The organism is Achromobacter xylosoxidans (genome assembly GCF_001457475.1).
Classification (GTDB): Bacteria; Pseudomonadota; Gammaproteobacteria; order Burkholderiales; family Burkholderiaceae_B; genus Achromobacter; species Achromobacter xylosoxidans.
On record NZ_LN831029.1, the window covers coordinates 3,064,514 to 3,083,540 of the forward strand.

The 19,027-nt window shown below is 69.9% G+C and carries 22 protein-coding genes; 11 read left to right on the forward strand and 11 right to left on the reverse strand.

Annotated features, from left to right (window positions below):
• Nucleotides 1-83 precede the first annotated feature (83 nt).
• Nucleotides 84-494, forward strand: a complete 411-nt coding sequence (locus AT699_RS32200; protein WP_058207310.1) for a hypothetical protein — start codon at nucleotides 84-86, stop codon at nucleotides 492-494.
• Here AT699_RS32200 and AT699_RS13835 read toward each other — a convergent pair.
• Complete coding sequence (locus tag AT699_RS13835) at nucleotides 422-706, reverse strand: DUF378 domain-containing protein (protein WP_026383478.1); 285 nt, start codon at nucleotides 704-706, stop codon at nucleotides 422-424. The two genes, AT699_RS32200 and AT699_RS13835, sit on opposite strands and share 73 nt — an antisense overlap.
• A gap of 217 nt (nucleotides 707-923) precedes the next feature.
• Here AT699_RS13835 and AT699_RS13840 point away from each other — a divergent pair, with 217 nt between their 5' ends.
• Both AT699_RS13840 and AT699_RS13845 read left to right on the forward strand, forming a co-directional pair.
• A complete protein-coding gene (locus tag AT699_RS13840) occupies nucleotides 924-1,517 on the forward strand; it encodes a hypothetical protein (protein ID WP_024068795.1) in 594 nt (197 codons plus the stop codon).
• Nucleotides 1,518-1,544: 27 nt separating this feature from the next.
• Nucleotides 1,545-2,183: a DUF4142 domain-containing protein gene (locus AT699_RS13845; RefSeq protein WP_024068796.1), complete on the forward strand. Its 639-nt coding sequence runs from the start codon at nucleotides 1,545-1,547 to the stop codon at nucleotides 2,181-2,183.
• A gap of 31 nt (nucleotides 2,184-2,214) precedes the next feature.
• On the opposite strand, the gene AT699_RS13850 is transcribed toward AT699_RS13845, so the two are convergent.
• On the reverse strand, nucleotides 2,215-3,102 hold the full coding sequence (locus tag AT699_RS13850; protein ID WP_024068797.1) for an SDR family oxidoreductase: 888 nt from the start codon (nucleotides 3,100-3,102) through the stop codon (nucleotides 2,215-2,217).
• Between the two features lie 101 nt (nucleotides 3,103-3,203).
• Nucleotides 3,204-3,542, reverse strand: a complete 339-nt coding sequence (locus AT699_RS13855) for an ElaB/YgaM/YqjD family protein (RefSeq protein ID WP_020927590.1) — start codon at nucleotides 3,540-3,542, stop codon at nucleotides 3,204-3,206.
• A 260-nt stretch (nucleotides 3,543-3,802) separates the two neighbouring features.
• On the opposite strand from AT699_RS13855, the gene AT699_RS13860 reads away from it, so the two are divergent.
• Entirely contained in the window at nucleotides 3,803-4,081 is a 279-nt protein-coding gene (locus tag AT699_RS13860; protein WP_024068798.1) for a hypothetical protein, read from the forward strand.
• Nucleotides 4,082-4,102: 21 nt separating this feature from the next.
• Here AT699_RS13860 and AT699_RS13865 read toward each other — a convergent pair whose 3' ends face one another.
• Nucleotides 4,103-5,134 carry a DNA topoisomerase IB gene (locus AT699_RS13865; protein ID WP_058207311.1) on the reverse strand — a complete coding sequence of 344 codons (1,032 nt, stop codon included), beginning with the start codon at nucleotides 5,132-5,134 and terminating at the stop codon, nucleotides 4,103-4,105.
• Between the two features lie 130 nt (nucleotides 5,135-5,264).
• Between AT699_RS13865 and AT699_RS13870 the strand changes: the two genes are divergently transcribed.
• The 3 genes from AT699_RS13870 (at nucleotide 5,265) to AT699_RS30935 (ending at nucleotide 6,255) form a co-directional block, all read left to right on the forward strand.
• The gene (locus AT699_RS13870; RefSeq protein ID WP_006386346.1) at nucleotides 5,265-5,819 is read left to right on the forward strand and encodes a type 1 glutamine amidotransferase domain-containing protein; all 555 of its coding nucleotides are present in this window, start codon (nucleotides 5,265-5,267) and stop codon (nucleotides 5,817-5,819) included.
• A gap of 77 nt (nucleotides 5,820-5,896) precedes the next feature.
• Nucleotides 5,897-6,061, forward strand: coding sequence for a hypothetical protein (locus tag AT699_RS31970; RefSeq protein ID WP_020927593.1), 165 nt, complete (start codon nucleotides 5,897-5,899; stop codon nucleotides 6,059-6,061).
• 41 nt (nucleotides 6,062-6,102) lie between these two features.
• Nucleotides 6,103-6,255, forward strand: coding sequence for a DUF3309 family protein (locus AT699_RS30935; RefSeq protein WP_006386347.1), 153 nt, complete (start codon nucleotides 6,103-6,105; stop codon nucleotides 6,253-6,255).
• A gap of 102 nt (nucleotides 6,256-6,357) precedes the next feature.
• Here AT699_RS30935 and AT699_RS13875 read toward each other — a convergent pair whose 3' ends face one another.
• Nucleotides 6,358-7,536 carry a PepSY-associated TM helix domain-containing protein gene (locus AT699_RS13875; RefSeq protein ID WP_024068800.1) on the reverse strand — a complete coding sequence of 393 codons (1,179 nt, stop codon included), beginning with the start codon at nucleotides 7,534-7,536 and terminating at the stop codon, nucleotides 6,358-6,360.
• Nucleotides 7,537-7,646: 110 nt separating this feature from the next.
• Here AT699_RS13875 and AT699_RS13880 point away from each other — a divergent pair, with 110 nt between their 5' ends.
• Nucleotides 7,647-8,594, forward strand: a complete 948-nt coding sequence (locus AT699_RS13880; protein WP_024068801.1) for a 2-hydroxyacid dehydrogenase — start codon at nucleotides 7,647-7,649, stop codon at nucleotides 8,592-8,594.
• A 25-nt stretch (nucleotides 8,595-8,619) separates the two neighbouring features.
• Here the strand turns inward: AT699_RS13880 and AT699_RS13885 are convergent, their stop codons facing one another.
• Nucleotides 8,620-9,456 carry a universal stress protein gene (locus AT699_RS13885; protein ID WP_006386350.1) on the reverse strand — a complete coding sequence of 279 codons (837 nt, stop codon included), beginning with the start codon at nucleotides 9,454-9,456 and terminating at the stop codon, nucleotides 8,620-8,622.
• Between the two features lie 127 nt (nucleotides 9,457-9,583).
• Complete coding sequence (locus AT699_RS13890) at nucleotides 9,584-11,695, reverse strand: FUSC family protein (protein WP_045953143.1); 2,112 nt, start codon at nucleotides 11,693-11,695, stop codon at nucleotides 9,584-9,586.
• Between the two features lie 355 nt (nucleotides 11,696-12,050).
• Here AT699_RS13890 and AT699_RS13895 point away from each other — a divergent pair, with 355 nt between their 5' ends.
• The 3 genes from AT699_RS13895 to AT699_RS13905 all read left to right on the forward strand — a co-directional run bounded on the left by AT699_RS13895 (nucleotide 12,051) and on the right by AT699_RS13905 (nucleotide 14,741).
• Complete coding sequence (locus AT699_RS13895) at nucleotides 12,051-12,956, forward strand: EAL domain-containing protein (protein WP_024068802.1); 906 nt, start codon at nucleotides 12,051-12,053, stop codon at nucleotides 12,954-12,956.
• 177 nt (nucleotides 12,957-13,133) lie between these two features.
• Nucleotides 13,134-13,316 carry a hypothetical protein gene (locus AT699_RS13900; RefSeq protein ID WP_045953144.1) on the forward strand — a complete coding sequence of 61 codons (183 nt, stop codon included), beginning with the start codon at nucleotides 13,134-13,136 and terminating at the stop codon, nucleotides 13,314-13,316.
• A 327-nt stretch (nucleotides 13,317-13,643) separates the two neighbouring features.
• Nucleotides 13,644-14,741, forward strand: a complete 1,098-nt coding sequence (locus AT699_RS13905) for a DUF748 domain-containing protein (RefSeq protein ID WP_024068803.1) — start codon at nucleotides 13,644-13,646, stop codon at nucleotides 14,739-14,741.
• Between the two features lies 1 nt (nucleotide 14,742).
• Here AT699_RS13905 and AT699_RS13910 read toward each other — a convergent pair whose 3' ends face one another.
• The 4 genes from AT699_RS13910 to AT699_RS13925 all read right to left on the reverse strand — a co-directional run bounded on the left by AT699_RS13910 (nucleotide 14,743) and on the right by AT699_RS13925 (nucleotide 18,672).
• Nucleotides 14,743-16,920, reverse strand: a complete 2,178-nt coding sequence (locus AT699_RS13910) for a TonB-dependent receptor (protein ID WP_024068804.1) — start codon at nucleotides 16,918-16,920, stop codon at nucleotides 14,743-14,745.
• Between the two features lie 48 nt (nucleotides 16,921-16,968).
• On the reverse strand, nucleotides 16,969-17,373 hold the full coding sequence (locus AT699_RS13915; protein WP_045953145.1) for a DUF2946 family protein: 405 nt from the start codon (nucleotides 17,371-17,373) through the stop codon (nucleotides 16,969-16,971).
• Nucleotides 17,374-17,414: 41 nt separating this feature from the next.
• Complete coding sequence (locus AT699_RS13920; RefSeq protein WP_006386356.1) at nucleotides 17,415-18,128, reverse strand: MgtC/SapB family protein; 714 nt, start codon at nucleotides 18,126-18,128, stop codon at nucleotides 17,415-17,417.
• Nucleotides 18,129-18,300: 172 nt separating this feature from the next.
• Nucleotides 18,301-18,672 carry a hypothetical protein gene (locus AT699_RS13925; RefSeq protein ID WP_024068805.1) on the reverse strand — a complete coding sequence of 124 codons (372 nt, stop codon included), beginning with the start codon at nucleotides 18,670-18,672 and terminating at the stop codon, nucleotides 18,301-18,303.
• Nucleotides 18,673-19,027: the final 355 nt, after the last annotated feature.

Here is a 19,027-nt window from a genome sequence, read left to right on the forward strand (position 1 = left end):
CCGCCGCCGCCCAGGCACGCCACTTGCAGCGCAACTGCCCGACAGGGTGCCGTCCGCGGCATCCGCGACATCGGGAGATAGCCATGAGCAAAACCACCACCGCCCAGCCGACCAGCCACCGCAACCAGGACGGCGCGACGGGCGCCGCGAGCCATTCCGGGGACATCGACGCCGGCAAAGCCAACACGCCGCAGGACGACACGGCGGCGGCTCACCGCAGCGGCCAGTTCGGGGCGGACCAACCCGGGCGCGATACGCCGGCGGCTCCTCGCCGCGCGGACAAGCATCCCCATCCGAAGGGGGCCGAGTATGAAGAAGGCGGCCAGTATCCCGGCACCCGCAAGCCCGAGGCGGCCAGTATCCCGGCACCCGCAAGCCCGGCGCGGGGCGGTGAGCGCGGCGCGGGCACGGCCGACGACCTTCAGGCCTCGTCGGCGGCGAGCCGGAACAGCAACACCACGCAATGCAGCGCGGCCAAGCCGACCAGGCCGTAGGCCACGCGGCCGGCCAGCGGCCAGGGCAGCATGCGCGCGAACACATCCAGGTTGACGGCCGCGATCAGGCCGCAGTTCAACCCGCCGGCCACCAGCGTGACCAGGGCGGTCCAATCCAGCGGCCGCAGGCCGTGGCGGTCGCGGGCGCTGCCGGCAACGTTGTCGCCGTTCGTGGCAAAAGCGAGATCGTCGTCGTCGCCATAGGTTTGCATGTCGCACTCCGATGCCAGCGGCATGCGGGTCATGCGCCGCCGGCGGTGGTGCCGCTTCGCGGCGCGGGATGGCTTGCGCGCCGCAACCGCGGCCGGCAACCACCACGCTTTCCCCGGTGGCGATGCAGCAAGCGGCGTGCCGCGTACCCGGCCGGGCATGCCAATTGCTGCCGGCAGGGCATGGCCCACGACGGGTCCGAGCCGATAGGAGATTGCCATGTCCCTGATTGTTGCCGCGCGCTTCCAGACGTTCGACGAGGCGACCGAGGCGGCGCAGCGCCTGCGTCTCGAAGGATTCTCCGAGGACGAGCTGCACACGTTCTACATCAACACGGCGGGCGAGCATGCGCGCTTTCCGCTGGGCGGGGATCGCGTCGCGGATCCGGATGCCCGCGGCGCGCACCTGGGCGCGCTGGCGGGCGCCGCGGTGCTGGGGTTGCTGCTGGCGTTGGCCGGCGGCCTGGTGGCCCTGTGGTCGGGCGCCGCGACGCTGGTGGTGATCGTGGCGGCCGGCGCGGGAGCCTATATCGGCGCCCTGGCCGGCGCGTTGCGGGTGGCGGGCAAGAACCGCCGGCGCCCGGCAAGGACTGCGCCCGAACCCGCCGAGGCGCATCCGGCCCTGCGACAGGCCGGGGTGATGCTGGCGTTGCCCGTGTCCCCGGAGCGCGAAGCCCTGGCGCGGCGGGTACTGCGCGAGGCGGGAGGGCACGATATCGAACGCGCCCAGGGCCGCTGGCAGGACGGCAAGTGGCAGGACTTCGATCCCCTGAAGCCGCCGCGCCACGTCGAGGCGCCGTCGGTGGCGCCATGAGCCGCCGATGGCGGCAAGGAGACGCAGATGAATCACAGAACCCTGCTGCAAGCGCTGCTTGCCGCTTGCCTGTTCATGCTGCTGGCCGCGCCCCTGGCTGCCCGCGCCGCGCAGTTGTCGCCGGCGGACAGCCACTTCCTGCAGGCGGCCGCGGCCGCCGATGCCTTTCAGCTGCAGGCGGCGCGCCTGGCCAGCGAACGCGCGGCCAGCACCGAAGTGCGGGCCTTCGCCGAGAAGATGCGCTCGAGCTACCAGGAACGGGATGCCAGCCTGCGGCAACTGGCGCGAGCGAAGCGGATCACGCTGCCGGCCAAGGCGGAGCCCGGCGATCAGCGCGCGCTGGAAGCGATGGCCGGCAAGACCGGAGAAGCGTTCGACAGCCTTTATATCGAGCAGGTAGCGCTGCTGGCCCATGAGAAGAGCGAGCGTCTGTATCGCACCGCGGCCGAGCAAAGCGCCGATGCCCAGGTGCGTGATTTCGCCCTGCGCCATCAGCCGGTGCTGGCCGACCAGCTTGCGCTGGCGCGCGCGCTCAAGCGGGATCCGGCGGCACGTCCGGACGCGGCGGCGCCGCCTGCCCGACAGGGCGAACCCCCGCCGGTGTCGCCGGCCGAGCGCAGCGCGCCCGCCTCGGTGGCCCCGGAGACGGTGGCGCCACAGAAATAGGCCAGTCCGCAGGCGCAGGCTGGCCGCGGCCTCAGTCGCCCGCGCTGCCCGTGATGGGAAGCACGATGCCGGTGATGTAGCTGGAGCAGGCCGGCGCCGCCAGGAACACATAGGCGGGCGAGATTTCCTCGGGCTGGGCCGGCCGGCCCAGTTCCGTGTCCTGGCCGAAAGACGGGATTTCGTCGGCGTCGCGGTCGGCGGGGTTCAACGGCGTCCAGACCGGTCCCGGCGCCACCGCATTGACGCGGATGCCCTGGCTGGTCAGGTTCGACGCCAGCGAGCGGGTGAATGCATGAATGGCGCCCTTGCTGGTGGAGTAGTCCAGCAGGCCGCCGCTGCCGCGCAGGCCGGTGACCGAGCCGGTGTTGATGATGGCGGCGCCCGCGCGCAGATGGGGCAGGATCGCGCGCGCCATGTAGAAATAGCCGTAGATGTTGGTGCGCAGGGTCTTGTCCCACTTTTCGTCGCTGATGGCCGACAGCCCTTCGTCGTGCTGTTGGTACGCGGCGTTGTTCACCAGCACGTCGAGCCGGCCAAAGGCTTGCGCCGCCTGTTCCACGGCCCGGTCGCAGAAAGCCGATTCGCGCACGTCGCCGGCGATCAGCAGGCAGCGCCGGCCTTCGGCCTGCACCGCGCGCTCGGTTTCGCGGGCGTCCTCGTGTTCGTTGAGATAGACGATGGCGACGTCCGCGCCTTCGCGCGCGAACAGCACGCTGACCGCGCGGCCGATGCCCGAATCGCCGCCGGTGACGATGGCCGCCATGCCGGCCAGTTTGCCGCTGCCCTGGTAGCCGGGCGCCAGATACTGCGGCCGCAGCGCCATGCGCGCTTCTTCGCCAGGCTTGGGCAGGTGCTGGGCCGGCATGGGCGGCGTCGGATGGGGTCGCGAGCCAGGCGCGGCGTCGTCGGATTGCGTCATGCGGATCTCCCTGGATGGCGGGCGCCGGTGCGCCCTCGGGCCATCCCGAGCAACTGCCATGCCCGCGCGCGCCGGCGGCGCGCGCGGGCGACCCGCCTGCCTTACTGGCGTCCCACCACCACGCCGAACAGGAATGCCGCGCCGGCCACCAGGCCGATCGCCTGCCAGGGACGCGCATGGATGTACTGCTCGGTGCAGTCGATGGTCTCGCGCACCATGTCCTGGGCGCTGTCGGAGGCGTTGCGCAGGCTGTGGCGGGTATCGCGCAACTGCTCGGCCAGCCGCGCCTTCAGGGCCTCCAGGTCGGTGGCCGAGGCGTCGCTGAGGGTGGCCTCGAGATCGTCGATCCAGCTTTCGGGGTGACGGCGGCGGCGCGCGCCGCGGTCGTCGGGGCCGTTCTCGGGAAAGTCCGAGGGCGCGGGGGTATGGTTGTTGGCCATGGGAAGCTCCTGGAGTCTGCGTTGGCGAAAACATGGCCGCGTTCCGTCGCGGGCGCGGCGCATGGAGAAAAGGCTGGCATGTATCGGCCCCGTAGGGATCTTGCATTGCATCTCGTTGTGAATGTTCGTTTTACCGTGAACCGGCGCTCCTGCGGGTCCTGCCACATCCGCTTGCAATTTGAGCCGTGCGCGCATGCTGTCCAGGTGGCGCATGCCGTAGCATGGATCGGACCATAGCGGATTTATCGGGAGCGTTTCGCATGACTTCATCCAAGACCTCCACGCCATCATCATCGCCTGGCAAGCCCCGCGCCGAACGGCAGGCGCGCAGCGGCGCCGCGGCTGCGGCTTCAGGCAAGGTATTGCCGCCGCAGTCGCCGGTCGACGTGCCGCGCCAGCCCCCCAGGCCTGACGCGGCCACCCCGGACGAAGCCGCCCGCGACGGCCGCCGGGTGGCCGACGACCAGACCGAATCCAACTGGGCCGACAACGCCCAGCCGCAACCGCGCGCCAAGAACGCCCGCTCGTCGATTCTCTGAGCGACCCCGGCCAGGGGTCGCTCAGGCGTCCCGCAGGAAGGCCAGCAGCCGCCGCTCGTCGGCATTCAGGCCGCGCGGCCGCGCGGGCGCGGCGGCGCGCGGCGGCAGTCGCCCCGCCAGGTATTCCTCGATGATCGATGGATGCACGTAGCAGGCGCGACAGACCGCCGGCGTATTGGCCAGCCGTCGCGATACCTGCTTGATGACGTCCACCACTGCCTGCCGCGCCTGCCGTTCATCGACCCAGGGGCAGGCCTGCAGCGCCGCGAAGGCCAGCACGGAACCCGCCCAGGTCCGGTAGTGCTTGGCGCTGAAATCGGCGGCGCCGGCTTCCCTCAGATAGGCATTGACCGCCTCCGAATCGATGCCATGGGCCTCGCCGGTTTCGTCCAGGTACTGGAACAATTGCTGGCCGGGGATCTCCAGGCAGCGCTTGGCCACCCGGGCGATGCGCCGGTCTCTTACCGTCACGTCATGCGCCACGCCGCTCTTGCCGCGGAATCGGAAGCGCAGGCGGTCGCCACTGACGCTGGCGTGGCGTCGCGTCAGGGTGGTCAGGCCGTAGGAGCGATTGGCGCGCGCATATTCACGCGTGCCGATGCGGATCAGGGTGTCGTCCAGCAGGCGCACCACCGCGGCGATCACTTTGGCCCGAGGCAGGCCCGGCATCAGCAAGTCGTGCTGCACCCGGCGCCGGATGCGGGGCAGCTGCAGGCCGAACGCGCCCAGGCTCTGGTATTTGTCGGCGTCGCGCAACCGTGCCCAGGCGGGGTGGTAGCGATATTGCTTGCGGCCACGCGCATCGCGTCCGGTCGCCTGCAGATGGCCATGCGGCAATGGGCAGATCCAGACATCTTCGTACGCCGGCGGGATCGCCAGGGCGCGGATGCGCGCCAATTCGGCCGCGCGGGTGATGCGCCTGCCATGCGTATCCAGGTAATGGAAGGTCGCGCCGTTGACCCGCACCCGGGAATAGCCGGGCCCGGTGTCGTCCATATAGACCAGCGCGTCATCGGCGCCGCGCTCGGGCGGCGCGGGGCTGCGGTTTGCCATGGGCCCTCCTGCAGGTGGCGCCGGCCTGGAGCAAGCCGCGTGCCCGGCCCGCCGCGGGGCCGCGGCAAGTCACTGGCGAACGGGCACGCCGCTTGCTGAGGGATGTCTTGCCGCAAACCGGGAGTATTGAATGACACAGACACTACAGGACTTCAACGTCGCCATTCTGGTGATGGACGGATTTGAAGAGGTGGAGCTGACCGACCCGCGCGACGCCTTGCGCGCGCAGGGAGCGCGCACCGTCATCGTGTCGGCGCGGCACGGCGACGTGCAGGGCATGCGCCACCACGACAAGGGCGAGCGCGTCCAGGTGGACCTGACGTTCGCGCAAGCGCGCGCGGAAGCGGACCGGTTCGATGCCGTGCTGCTGCCGGGCGGCGTGGTCAACGCCGACGAAATCCGCCTGCATCCCGACGCGCGCGAGCTGGTGCGCGCCCTGCACGAGGCCGGCAAGCCCGTGGCGGTGATCTGCCATGGCGCCTGGCTGCTGATTTCGGCGGGCCTGGTCAAGGACCGCAAGATGACCAGCTGGCCGTCGCTGGCCGACGACCTGCGCAATGCCGGTGCGCAATGGGTGGATGAGGAAGTGGTGGTGGATGGCCGCTGGATCAGCAGCCGCAAGCCGGACGACATCCCCGCATTCAATCGGGAACTGCTGCGCGTTTTTGCGCTGGCGCGCCCCTGAGCGCCAGCGTGTCCAGAGGGGAGCGGACCGGGAACCGCCCGGCCGCGCGACCCGCAGCGTATTTACAGGAGAGCGCCATGCCAGACCATCTGTATTTGCACGTTCCGCCGAAGCCGGAGCCGATTCCGCCAGGCTCGCCGCCGGGCGACCTGCCGGTCGATCCGGACACCGATGAGCCCGAGGTCGACCTGCCGCCGCTTGAACCGCCGCCCGCCCGGGACAAGACCGCCACGGTCCACTGAGCGCGCGGGCCGCGCTTGAACCAAGAACAAACGGAGCCATCATGTCTACCATTCTGCTGATCGTCCTGATCCTCCTTCTCATCGGTGCCGTGCCCGCGTGGCCGTACAGCCGGGGCTGGGGCTATTACCCCAGCGGCCTGCTGGGGATCGTGCTCATTGTGTTGATCGTGCTGCTGCTGACAGGACGCCTGTAGCGCGGCGTCCCGGGCGCGTCCGCCCCTGCGGGAGCAGGGGCGGGCCGCCGCCAACCCGCCCCTGGACGGGCCGTGCGGCGTGCGCGCGGCGCGACGGCCGGCTCAGGCTTGCCGCGCCGCGCGTGCGCGCGCCTGCGCCGCCTGCCGGCCGCGATGCTGCAGCCGCCGGCGGCTGATCCAGATGATCACCCCGGTCGCGAAGAACAGCAGCGGCAGCAGGCCGAGCACCGCCGTCAGGATGCGGGTCGGCAAGCCGTAGAGGCTGCCTGAGTGCAGCGGGAACATCATCGCCAGGAAGCGTTGCGCGGCCGTGCCTGAAATGGGGTCGGCCGCCGATACCAGGGCGCCGTTGCGCATGTCGATGAACATGCGCAGGGTGCCGACCGGCTGCCAGTCATCGGCGCGGCGCACGCGCGCCTGGTAGACGCCGCGCGCCGGATCGCGCCGCAGCATCACCAGGGTGGCGTCGGCCGGCGCCAGGCCGCGCGCCCGGGTCGCGGCGCCGTCCCAGCCGATCTCCGGTTCGGCCGGACCCAGCGCCGGCAGAACGGCGGCGCGCGCATCCACCGGCACCGTGGCCACGCTGGCGACCAGTTGCCGGCCCAGTTGCGGCAGGCCCAGGAAAAACCCGGTGCCCGCCACCACCAGCAGGAATAGCGCGGCTATCAGCCCGGCGGCGCGATGCAGTTCGTAGCTGGTGCGAAAGGCGCCGACGCCGCGCGTCACGGTCACCGAGCGACGCCAGTGCCCGGGCCGGGGCCACGCCAGATAGATGCCGGCCGCCAACAGCGCCAGCCATGCCAGCGCCAGCCAACCCAGGATTTCGCGGCCGGTCTTGCCTTGCAACAGCGTCATGTGCCAGCGCAGCAGCAATGGCATCACATGGGACCGGTCCAGCGCGACCGCATCGCGGTTGCGGCTGGCCAGCAACTGGCCGGAGCAGGCGTCCACGCCTGCCTCGTTGTCCGCGGTCGCGTCGTGCCTGAATTGCACTCGATAGCTGTCGCCCGCGGCCTGGGGCAGGGTGATGGCGCCGATCTCGGCGCCGGGCCAGGCTCGCTGGACCGCGCCGGCGGCGGCCGAAGGGGGCTGCGCGGTGTTGCAGGCGCCGGCCGTGTTGCGCAGCATGCGGGCATTCAACCATCCATCCAATTCATGATCGAAGGCCAGCAGGCTGCCGCTCAGGCCCGCCAGGACCAGCACCACGCCCAGGACCAGGCCCGTCCACCGGTGCAGGAATGACACGGCGGTGCGCAGGGATTTTCGGAGCTTGGCTTTCATGGCGCGGTCGATGGCGGGGGAGGCGGGTGGCGCGCAATTGTACCGAGGCGTAAGATCTGCCGGCGCTTTTTGGCGCCATCGAGTTTTCACTGCCTCCCTCCTGTAGCGACATGAAGATCCCCTTGTTGATATTGATAGACAGCGTGCACGATTTCCTGCCCGCGATCGAAGACCGTGGCTTTCGCTGCATCCTCGCCACCACGCCAGAGGAACGTGCCCGCGCCATTCGTGACCATGCGGACGAGATCCGGGTCGTGCTGACCCGCGGGGCCACCGGCTTTCGCGTCGACGAGATGGCGGCGCTGCCCCGGCTGTCGTTGATCTGTTCGCTGGGCGTCGGCTTCGAGAACATCGACCTGGCCGCCGCTCGCGCGCGCGGGGTGCAGGTCACGCACGGTCCCGGCGCCAACGCCACCTCGGTGGCCGACCATGCCATGGCCCTGCTGCTGGGCGTGGCGCGGCACCTCCCGCAGGCCGACGCCTGGGTGCGCCAGGGACACTGGAGCGGGTTCATGGGACCGCAGGTATCGGGCAAGCGCCTGGGCATCCTGGGCCTGGGCAGCATCGGCCTGGAAATCGCCCGGCGCGGCGCCAATGGCTTCGGCATGACGGTGGGGTATTACAGCCGGCGGGCGCGGCCCGATTGCGGTTATGCGTACTACGACAGCCCGAGGGCGCTGGCCGAGGCCAGCGATTTTCTGGTGGTCGCCACGCCCGGCGGCGCCGAAACGCGCCACCTGGTGGACGCCGCGGTGCTCGACGCGCTCGGGCCGCAAGGCTATCTGGTGAACATCGCCCGCGGTAGCGTGGTCGATACCGATGCGCTGATCGCCGCGCTGGCCGGCCGCCGTATCGCCGGCGCCGGATTGGACGTGGTGGAAGGCGAGCCGGTGGTGCCGCCGGCGCTGCTGGCGCTGGACAACGTGGTGTTGACGCCGCACAGCGCCGGACGTTCGCCCGAGGCGGTGTCGGCGACGGTGGCCCTGTTCCTGGAAAATGCCGGCGCGCATTTCGCCGGCCAGGCCGTGCTGACGCCGGTGCCCCCGCCTCGCGGCTGACGCGGCGCGGGCGCGCGGCCCGGGATCAATGCGAGAACATGATCGGCACGGTCATGCTCTTGAGGATCGACGCGGTGGCGCCGCCCATCGCCCATTCGCGGAATTTGCTGTGGCCGTAGGCGCCCATGACGACCAGGTCGGCGCTGTAGTCGGCCGCCGCGTTCAGGATGGTGCCGCCCACGCCCACGCCCTTGATGTCGCGGCGCGCGTGATCCGGAGCCGGCATGCCCTGGGCGATGCAATAGGTGGCCAGGTCCTCGAACGGCACCGCTTCCTCCTTGCGGGTGGCGGCGCCTTCGTCCATGGTCAGCACCACCAGATGCGCGGCCAGGCGCAGCAGCGGCGCGGCATCGGCCAGCGCCCGCGCGGCCTCGCGGCTGCCGTCCCAGCAATACAGGACGCGATCGCCGATCACGGGGAAGTCGCCGCTGGACGGCACCACCAGCACCGGCCGGCCGGCGGCCAGCAGCGTTTGCTCGACGAATTCGTTTTCGTGCGCGGCCTCGATGTCCTCGCGGTTCTGCTGGCTGACGACCAGCAGATCGCTGGTGCGGCCAAGCAGCGCCACGCTGGCGCTGGGCGAACTGGCGCCGGCGCGCACCACGGCCGGCACGTCGGCCGCGGCGGCGGCTTCGAGGAAGGCGTTCTGCACCGCGCCGCGATTCTGCGCCTGCAGGTCACGCATCACATCGAGGGTCCGCGACATCATCACGGATTCACCGTAGTAATACTGCAGGGGCGCGGAACTGGCGTAGATGCCGACCAATTCGGCCTTGTGGCGCCTGGCCAGGGCCAGGGCCACCGCGGTGCGGCGGGGGCAATCGAATCCGTGGTCCAGGTGGACGGAAATGCGGCGGTACATGGCGGCCTCCTTTTGAGTGCGGTAGGCCTCCATCGTTGCGCGTTCCCGCGCCAACGCCCTTGATGGGCGTCAACCGGTCCGCAGTTTGCAAGCGTTGCCGCAACCCGCGGGCGCGGCGGCGCCGGGATCAGGCCTGCTGCACCCGGTCGCGCAGTTGCCGCACCTGGCGCGCCTGCTGCGCGATGCGTTCGAGCGGCCCGGCCAATGTGGGCGCGGCCGCGGCCACCGCGGCGGGCAAGGCCAGCTGGCGGATGGCGACGGCCGGTTCGGGTTCCTGCGGATGCAGCGCATGCGCCAGCGCCAGGCCGTAGTCGCGCAGGGCCGGCGCGGCAGGGCTGTCCGGGGGCAGCGGCGGCTGGATCTCCAGCACCGTGCCGGCCGCGGTCACCCGGCGCATCGCGTTCAACAGATTGACGGCGGTATCCACCTTGCGGTCGCGATGCACGGGATTCTGTTGCAGCCGCTGCAAGGACGCCTCGGCGTTGTCCGCCGACAGGCAGGCCTGGCGGCGCAGGCCCACAATGTCGCCGGCCGCCCCGGCGCCGCTCTTGGCGCGGATCAGCGCCAGCGCGTAGGCGGCATGGTGTTCCAGCGCGCGGCTGAGCGCGCCCGCCAGTTGGCGGGGTTCCTTTTCGGGCCATACCAGGAAACCGACCAGCAGCGCCAGCACCCCGCCCAGGACACTGTTGAAGGCCCGCAGCGCCGCCAGCATCGGTTCGTAGATGTCCGGTTGCTGGATGTGGCTGACCAGCACGAACTGCGAGGTCAGGAAGAACGTGAACAAGGCATAGTGGACAGTGCGCGCGGCGAAGGTGCCGAGCGCGATCGGCAGCACCGCCAATGCCACCGACAGCGGCGTGCTTAGCAGCAGTCCCAGCAGCGACGCGCCGATGGCGCCGGCCACGCTGCCGATCACCCGTTCGAGCGTGCGGCGCCAGGTGCCGGCGAAATAGGGTTGCAGGATGAACACCAGCGTCAGCGACATCCAATAGCCGTGATTGACCTCGAAGGTCCTGGACAGCGCCACCGCGATGGTGGCGCCGATGCCCACGCGCAAGGCATGACGAAACGCGTCGGACTCGAAACGCAGGTTCTGCCGCAGGCTGCGCCACGCCAGCCGGGCCGGCGTGGCCGCGCGCGCCGCCGGCGCGGGCGCGACCGGGGCCCCGTCCCGCTCGAACAGCGCCTGCGCGATCGACTGGGCGGTCTGTTGCAGGCGGTCCAGGACCGGCACCATGGTCGCCAGGTCGGGGGCATGGGCCATGGCGGCTCCACGCAGCTCGTGCAGGCCGGCGCCGAAGTGGGCCAGCCGTTCGCGCAGGCATTCGGCCTGGCGCGCGTCGCCGACGTCCGAGGTGCTGGCGATGGCGTTGGCGACGCTGGCGTAGCGATGGAAGGCGTGCGACAGGTGGGCGCCGGCGGCGCGGCCGAGCCAGCGCGGCGCGTTCGACTCCAGCAGGTCGGCGGCGGCCACCAGGGCGATGAAGCTGTCTTCGGCGCTGTCGAGCAGATAGAACAATTGCTGGGCGCGGGTGCGCCGCGACGGGCGCGCATCCTGCACCTCGCGGATGCGCACGCGCGCCGCTTCCAGCGCGGCCCGCAGTGCGCTGCGCTGGGGCCGGGTGACCGCGCTCCAGGCTTGCGGACCGGCGGCCGGCGCCAGGCCCGAATACATGCGGGCCAGCGCGTCGGCGAAATCGGCCAGGCCACGATAACAGTGCGCGACCGCGTGGGTCGCGTCCTTCCAGGGACGGCGGCGCCACACCAGCGCGGTCATCAGGATCGCCCACAGCGCGCCGGCCACGAAGAACAAGGTGTACGACAGGCTGGCGGCAAGCGTGGGCGCGGGCAGTTCAGCCGCCACCACGAAGCCGGCCGACAGCAGGGTGCCGACAATGGCGGCCGCCGGCCCAAGCACGCGCAGCAGGCCGCCGAAGGTGCAGCAGGCGAAGGTCAAGGGCAACAACAGCCACAGATGACCGGCGCTGGCGCTGGCCAGGAAGCAGAACAACGCCCCGATCAGGCCCAGCGCCAGCATCGAGCCGGCGCGCTGGCGCAAGGGCCCGCCAGGATCGCCGAAGCAGGCCCAGAACGCGGCGATGGCGGTCCAGCCCAGCCGCGGCTCGTGCGCGAGCACGGCCAGGATCACGGGCGCGGCGCTGATGGCGGCGGCTTGCAGGGCATCCAGCCAGAGGACGTGGCGCAGCGAAAGGCGCCAACGGGATAGCAGGGTAGTCACGCGGGAAACCACGAATGGACGATAGTCCGCAATGGCGGAAAAGGCGCAACGCTACCATGTCGACAAGGCGAAATCGCAAAGAAATATTCGAGCGTCCGAATAATGCGATTTTCATGAATCCTTCGCCTTGAATACTACTGGTTACATATATGTGACTTTGGCGCCGCACAGGCGCAGAATTGCCTGGAGTAAATGCGCAAAATCGCATAAAAAAACATTGGCGATCGAATACGCTGGGTAGTACACGAGCCGGTAAGCATATTCCTGCAGGCCGAATGTGAATACTCATGTCCAATGCGCCCCGTTATGCGCCCGGACAGCGCAGGTCATATTCCGGGGTGCTTCAGGAGCGAACATGACGCCAACCGACGAGGCTTCCACAAGCTCGGTGGTGAGCGACCAGGAAGTCGCCGCCATGATTTCAGGCAAAGACGGCCTGCGGGTGTTGCTGCAACCGCAGGTCGACCTGCTGACCGGCCGCATCGTTTCGGCCGAGGCGCTGGCGCGCTGGCAGCATCCCAAGCTGGGCATCGTGATGCCCGCCGAGTTCGTGCCCGCCGTCAACCGGCTCGGGCTTGACAGGACGCTGTTCGAGCGGGTCGCGCAGCGCGTCATCGACATGTTGCAGACCATGCGGCGCGCCGGCATGGCGGTTCCCATTGCAATCAATGCCCCGGCGTCGACGCTGTCGGACGAGCGCGCGGTCGAATTCCTGCTGGGCCGCATCCATGCCGCCGAACTGCCGGCTTCGCTGCTGCGGGTCGAGTTGACCGAAGACCAGCCCATCAAGGAACTGGAGGCGTTGCGTGCGACCCTGGAAAAGCTGGAACAGGCCGGTTGCGAGGTCAGCCTGGACGATTTCGGCACCGGCCACGCCTCCCTGAAACTGCTGTCGGCCATTCCGTTGTCCGAGGTCAAGATCGACCAGTATTTCGTCACCCGGATGCGGCGCAGCGCGGTGGCGTTCGAGGTGCTGCGCACGGCCGCGGAACTGGCCACGCGGATGGGCTGGCGGGTGGTGGCCGAGGGCGTCGAGAACGTTGCCGACATTCCCGCCCTGCGGGCTGCCGGCTGCCGCTACGGGCAGGGCTACGCCCTGGGCCGGCCGATGCCGCTGGATGACCTGATGACGCGGTTGCGTGTCCAGCGCGACCGAGGCGAACCGCTGGCCGCGCCCGCCACCTATGCCTCGGCCTGGCTGGACGCCTTCGATCCGCAGGACGCCGAGGCCGGCCTGCCGGCGCACGTCACCACGCAATAAGGCCGCGGCAGTCGCGCCGCGTCCGGTCTTTCCCGCGCCTGCGCGCCGTGCCGCCTTTTCTGCCCACTGCCGCCAAAATTCCCCACAGCCGCTGACGGCGCAAGGGGCGGGGGGGCCGGGCACGCCAGTTGCTGGCAAGTCCCTGGCGGAATGGTTCCGCCTCTCAGGAGACTTGCGATGGCAAACCCCAATCAGCCCGACCAGCAAAAGCAGCAGCAAAAGCAGCAATCCCAGGAAAATCCGCAGCACCGCGACCGTTCTCAGGGGCAGCAGCCTGGCGGCCAGCAGGTGGACAAGGACCGTGGCCAGGGCCAACAGCCGGGCCAGCAGGGCGGCCAGCGTTCGCAGACGCAGCGTTGACACCCTGAACCCGGGTATACCGGTTTTTGCGGAACAAGCCTGGCACAGGCCGGTGCGCCCACCGGCGCACTCGAGTCGTGACGATGCCCGCGCAACCCGTGCTGCGCGGGCATCGTCTTGTCCGCGAGCACCGTGCCGCCGGCGGCGCATCGCGCCTCTGGCGGCGGCACGGCGCCGCGCCGCCCTGGATGGTCCACGCATACCGGTGATGCCATCCGCCTTGCGCCATGCGCGGCCCGTCGTTAAGGTGCCAGGGCAGGGCCGCTCCAAGGCCCGCCGCCACGCGATCGCGCAGCGGCCATCGACAGAACGAGACACTCCATCGCCATGAATGCCGCCACGCCGCGCCGCCGCTCGCTCCTGGGCAAGGTCCTCGTCATCCTCCTGGCGGCCGCCGTGCTGCTGGCCGTGCTGGCCTGGGTCGGCACCCGGGTGGCGGAGCGGCGCATCGCCGGCCTGCTGGGGCCGCGCGCGCAGGTTGGCGAGGTGCGGCTGGGCTTCAACGAGGTGGTGTTGACGGACGTGAGGATTGCCGGCGCCGCGGGCATGGCGCCAGCCAGCGCGCGGCGGGTGGTGGCGGAACCCGAATGGCGCTCGCTGCTGGGGCAGGTCGCCGTCTTTCGCCGCATCACCGTGCAAGGTTTCGATTTTGCGGTGCTGCGCGGCGCCGACGGCGACATGCAGATTTCGCCGGCGTTGCAGGCCGCCCTGCGTGAAGGTCACGGCGGCGACGCCGCGGCGCGGGGCCGGCGGCCGCTGCGGGCCGATGCCGTCATCCTGGAGGAAGGCCGGCTGGATTTCATCGACGCCGCCGTTGCCACGCCGCCGCATCGCATTGCCTTCGACCACGTCTCGGCGCGCCTGCAACCGCTGGTGTTGCCCGCCAACGACCAGCGCAGCGACATCACGTTCCAGGGCGCGGTGCGCGACAACCGCGGCGGCGCGTCCACGGTGCAGGCCAACGGCACATTGACGCTCGGCGGCAGCGATGCCGACATCACGGTGGCGGTGCGCAACATGGACGTCCGTCACGCCGCGCCATACCTGGCCGGCAACGGCGCGGGATCGCTGTCCGGCGGCGCGATGGACCTGGACATGCGCACCACCATCGCCCGGCGCCAACTGGAGGCGTCGGGCGTGGTGGCGCTGCGCGACCTGGCATTCAGCGGCGACGGTTCGCTGTTTTCGTTGCCGCGCAAAGCCGTGCTGGCGGCGCTGGAGAATCGCAAGGGAGTCCTGCGTATGGAATTCAAGCTTTCCGGCAGCCTGGACAACCCCAAGTTTTCGGCCTCGCGCGGGTTCGCCGCGCAGATCGCGAGCGGCTTCGGCCGCGCCATCGGCGTGGGGGCCGAAGGCGCGGCCGGGGGCGTTGCCGGCGCGGTGAAAGACCTGGGCGACGCGATTTCCGACCTGTTCACCCAATGAGTCAGAAGCGGTAGTTCGCGCTCAATTCCACCCGGCGGCCTTCGCCCAGCAGCCACTGCGTCTGGTTGTAGTAGGCCGTCTCGGCGTACTGTCGATCGAACACGTTGAATGCCCGCAACGCCAGGCTCAAGTCGCGGCGCGGTTCCCATTGCAGGGCCAGGTTGGTGGTGGTGTAGCCGGCCATTTCCAGCCGGTTGGCGGCGTCGGCGTAGCGCTTGCCGACGTAGCGCAGGCCGGCGCTGGCGGTCCATTGCGGCGCGAATTTCCAGCTGACCCAGGCGTTGGCCACGCGTTGCGGCACGTCGGTCGGCACATTGCCGGCGCGCGACACGGCGACGCCGTTGACCGATTCGCTGAAATCGTCATAGCGAGCCCGCAGCACGGCCGCGTTCAGGTCGACACGCCAAGCCGGCGTCAGTTCGACCCCCAGCGTGGCTTCCAGGCCGCGCGAGGACTGCTTGCCGACCTGGATGCGCAACGCGGGGTCATTGGGATCGCGGCTCACCAGGTGATCCTTGCGGATATGGTAGGCGGCCAGGGTCCACTGGCCCTTGTCGTCCCAGAACGTCTGCTTCAGGCCGACTTCCACCTGGCGTCCCTTGGACAACTCGAAGTCCTTGTTCGCCGGCGACAGCAACAACAGGCTGCCGACCGGGTCGGCGGCTTCGGCATACTGGCCGTAGACGGACAGGGTGGGCAGCAGGTCGTAGACCGTGCCGACGCGCCAGCCGACATTGTTGAACGTGGTGTCGAAGGCGGTCTGGCCGGCCACCAGGTCGCGCCGCTTCAGGTCGATGTGGTCATAGCGCAAGCCCGCCAGCACCGACCAGCCGGGTGTCAGCATCAGCCGGTCTTCGGCGAACAGGGCGTACTGGTCGGCGGTGTTGCGGTAGCGCGGCGTGGTGCCGGCGAGGTTGATGAAGCGGCCGTGGTCGACATCGTACGGATCCACCAGCGAGGTGCCCGAGTACGGCGAATTGTTGGTGTGCTTGAACGAGGCGTGGTTCAGCTCGAATCCGACCGCCACTTTGTTCGCAAGGCCGAAGAGATGGCCGTCGAAGGCGGCGTCGGTGACCGTGCCGACCTGCTGCTGGTCGTGGCGGATATCGGTGTACGCGCTGCGCTGGATCAGGCCGCTGGCGGGTTGCCAGGTGTAGTTCTCGGCGTCGCGATAGTCGCGGTCGCTGCCGATGTAGTAGACGCGGCTGCGCACGCGGGCTGCCGGGTTGGGCGACCATTCGGCCTTCAGCTCGGTGCGGTTGTCGCGGTAGATGATCTTGCTGTCGGCCACGTTGTAGTTCTGGCGCCGCAGGCCGTAGTCGATCCTGCCGTCGATCAGCGGGGTGCCGAAGTAACGTGTCGGCTCCTGCCAGGCGTAGGCCTGTGTCAGCGTGAAATTCAGGTCGGGCGAGACGTCCAGGCGCAACGCCGCGGTCACGGCGAAATCGCGCGAGTCGCCCAGGCTGAGGCCGGAATCGGTATGGTTGCCGCTGATGTCGAGCCGGTACGACCACTTGTCATCGAGCGCGCCGCCACTGCCCAAGCCCAGGCGCTGCGTGTCGTGGGTGCCGACGGTGGTCTGGATTTCGTTCTCGATCGGGCCGCGGGTCGGCTTCTTGGGAATCACGTTGACCACGCCGCCGATGGCGCCCTCGCCATACAGCACCGAGGCCGGGCCGCGCAGGACTTCGATGCGGTCGACTGCCCAGGGATCGTAGAGGAAGGTCTGGCCGACGCCGCCGAACTGGCGCACGCCGTCGTACAACTGCGCAACGGAGTTCGAATCGGTGAAACCGCGCGACGACAGCGACGAGCCGCCGTTGCCGGGATGGCGCATGGCGCTGAGGCCGGCGGCCTGCGTGATGGCATCGGTGACGGTGACCGCGCCGCGCGCGCGCAGTTGTTCGTTGTCCAGGATTTCGATGCTGGCCGGGGTATCGAAAGGCCGCAGGCCCAGCAGCGTGCCCGTGCTGGCCGGCTCGAGCAGGGTGGGCGCGGGAGCATCGGCGGACACGGCGATGGCGGGCAGGGTGGCGACGTCGCGCGGCGTGGACGCAGCGGGGGGTGAAGAAGAGGGAGGCGTGGATTGCGCCTGCGCGACGGGGGCGCAGGCGAGCGTGGCCCAGACGGCCAGGCGCCGTGTCAGGACGCGCGGCGTCCTGGCGGGGGAATGGAACATGGAATTTCTCGGTAAGCCAATGAAGCCGCGCGTGGCGCGGCGGAGCGATCAGCGGGGTACCGGGAAAGCGGGCGGGGCGCGGGCGCCCAGTGGCGGGCCGGGCGGGGAACCTTCGGCCACGGCCGGCGGCGCGCGCGCCGCCAGCGGATGGGTCATGAGGGCGCTGGCCGCGATCAGCGCCGCCGGCGCGGAGGGCAGCGCCACCGCGGCCAGCATGGCGCCCATGGGGCAGGTGGCGGCCTGCGCCGCGTGGCGTTCGTCGGGCGCGTCGCCGCGCTTGGCGGGGCCGGCCACCCAGACCGGACCGGCGGCCGAGCACAACTGGATCAGCGTGCCGCCGCCCGGCGTCGCGGGCATGAAGCCCGGCGGCACCAGCGCCTTGAGCGCAAACAGCGCCAGCACCAGCCAAAGGCAGGCGGCGTTGCGGGCAAGGGGCATGAAGCGGGGGCGCATGGTCGACGCCCATTCTAGAAGGTTTTGCCGCCGCCCGGGAACTACACGGTGCGGGCGGCCCAGAAGGCGGTGCGCACGCCCGGGGCGGCGGCGATGCGGGCCGTGACGCGGTCCAGGTCCAGTTCGTCGACCGATGCCTCGCTCAGCGCGGCCTCGATCTCGACCTCGTTCTCGCCGAACTGGTCGATCTTCAGTTCGGACAGGGGCAGTTGCTCGGCCTCCAGCACGTCCTCTAGCACGGTCATGGCAGCCTGGCGCTGGTCCACGTGCGCGATGACGTGAATCACGGTCGTGACTTCGGTGGTCTGCGCATCCACCGGCTGGCGGTTGATGTGGCTGACCAGCGGCCGCAGCAACGTGTTGGCGGCCAGCACGAAGGCGGTGGCCGCCAGCGCCTCCAGGATCAGCGAGGCGCCGGCGCAGGCGCCGATGGCGGCCGAACCCCATAGCGTGGCGGCGGTGTTCAGGCCGCGGATGCTGCCGCCTTCGCGCATGATGGCGCCGGCGCCCAGGAATCCCACGCCGGACACGACGTAGGAAATCACCCGCGCGCCGCCGTCGGGACCGCCGACGCGAAAGGCCATGTCGACAAAGATCGCGGCGCCCACCGCCACCAGCGCATTGGTGCGCAGGCCCGCGGTGCGTTGGCGGTACTGCCGCTCGAAACCGACGATGGAGCCCAGCACGAATGCCGTCGCCAGGCTGATCAGGGTATTGGCCAGCGTCAGCAGCTGGATGTTTTCGAAGTTCTTCATGTTGTTGTTCTCGGATTCGGCAGGTCGCGTCGTATCGGACCGGGTCAGGGCAATTGCCAGACGGAGGCCAGCGTCAGCCCGAAGGCCACCAGCCACAGCAGCAGCAATGCAACCACCCGGGCAACGAGGAGGCATTTGTACGGGTCTTTCATGACAGTCTCCTTTCCATGGCTCAGGCGGGCAGCACGGCAATGCGGGCGCCGTCCTCGTTTTCCCAATGCACCCGGCGCACGTCGGGGCTCTGGCCCAGCCGCAGGGCGACGGCGCTGAGCAGGCCGCGCAATTGCGGCGGGCACTGCAGCGTGACCGTGGTGCTGGCGAGCTGGCCGGCCTCCTGGCGCGAGATGCGTACGTTCAGCACGCGCAGGTCGAGCGCCTGCAGTTCGAAGTACAGCTGCTTGCGCAGGGCGTTGAGCGTGTCGGCGACGCTGACGATGGTGAACTGGTAGGTGGGGGTGGCGGCGCGCGCGGCCGGGGCCGCCGGCGTCATGCCGCGCACGGCGGCGCCGCCATCCAGGAAGGGAAGGAATTTCTTGATGCGCATGGTCGTCTCCAGGGGGAGTACGGTGGAAGGTCCACATGCATGCGCCGCCAGCCGGTCGCGGCGCGGGCGCGACAAGGCCCGCGATTCGCGTCGGCAAGCTGATGGGGGAGAGGGCCGGGGCCGGTCGATGCGCGCGCGAGCGGGCTGGTGTCCGGGCCGGATGGCCTTGTCCTGGCTTTACGCAGGACTCGGCAGAAAACTCTGCGGATCCTGCGTCAAGCGGCGCAAGCAGTCGTGTATCGACTACATCCGTCGTTGTCCACAATGATCTCGGGGTGGTTGAAGGTGCCGCAATTATAAGAACGGATAAGGGAAAACACCAAGGGAAAATTCCTGTTCGACACGTCGGCGGCGG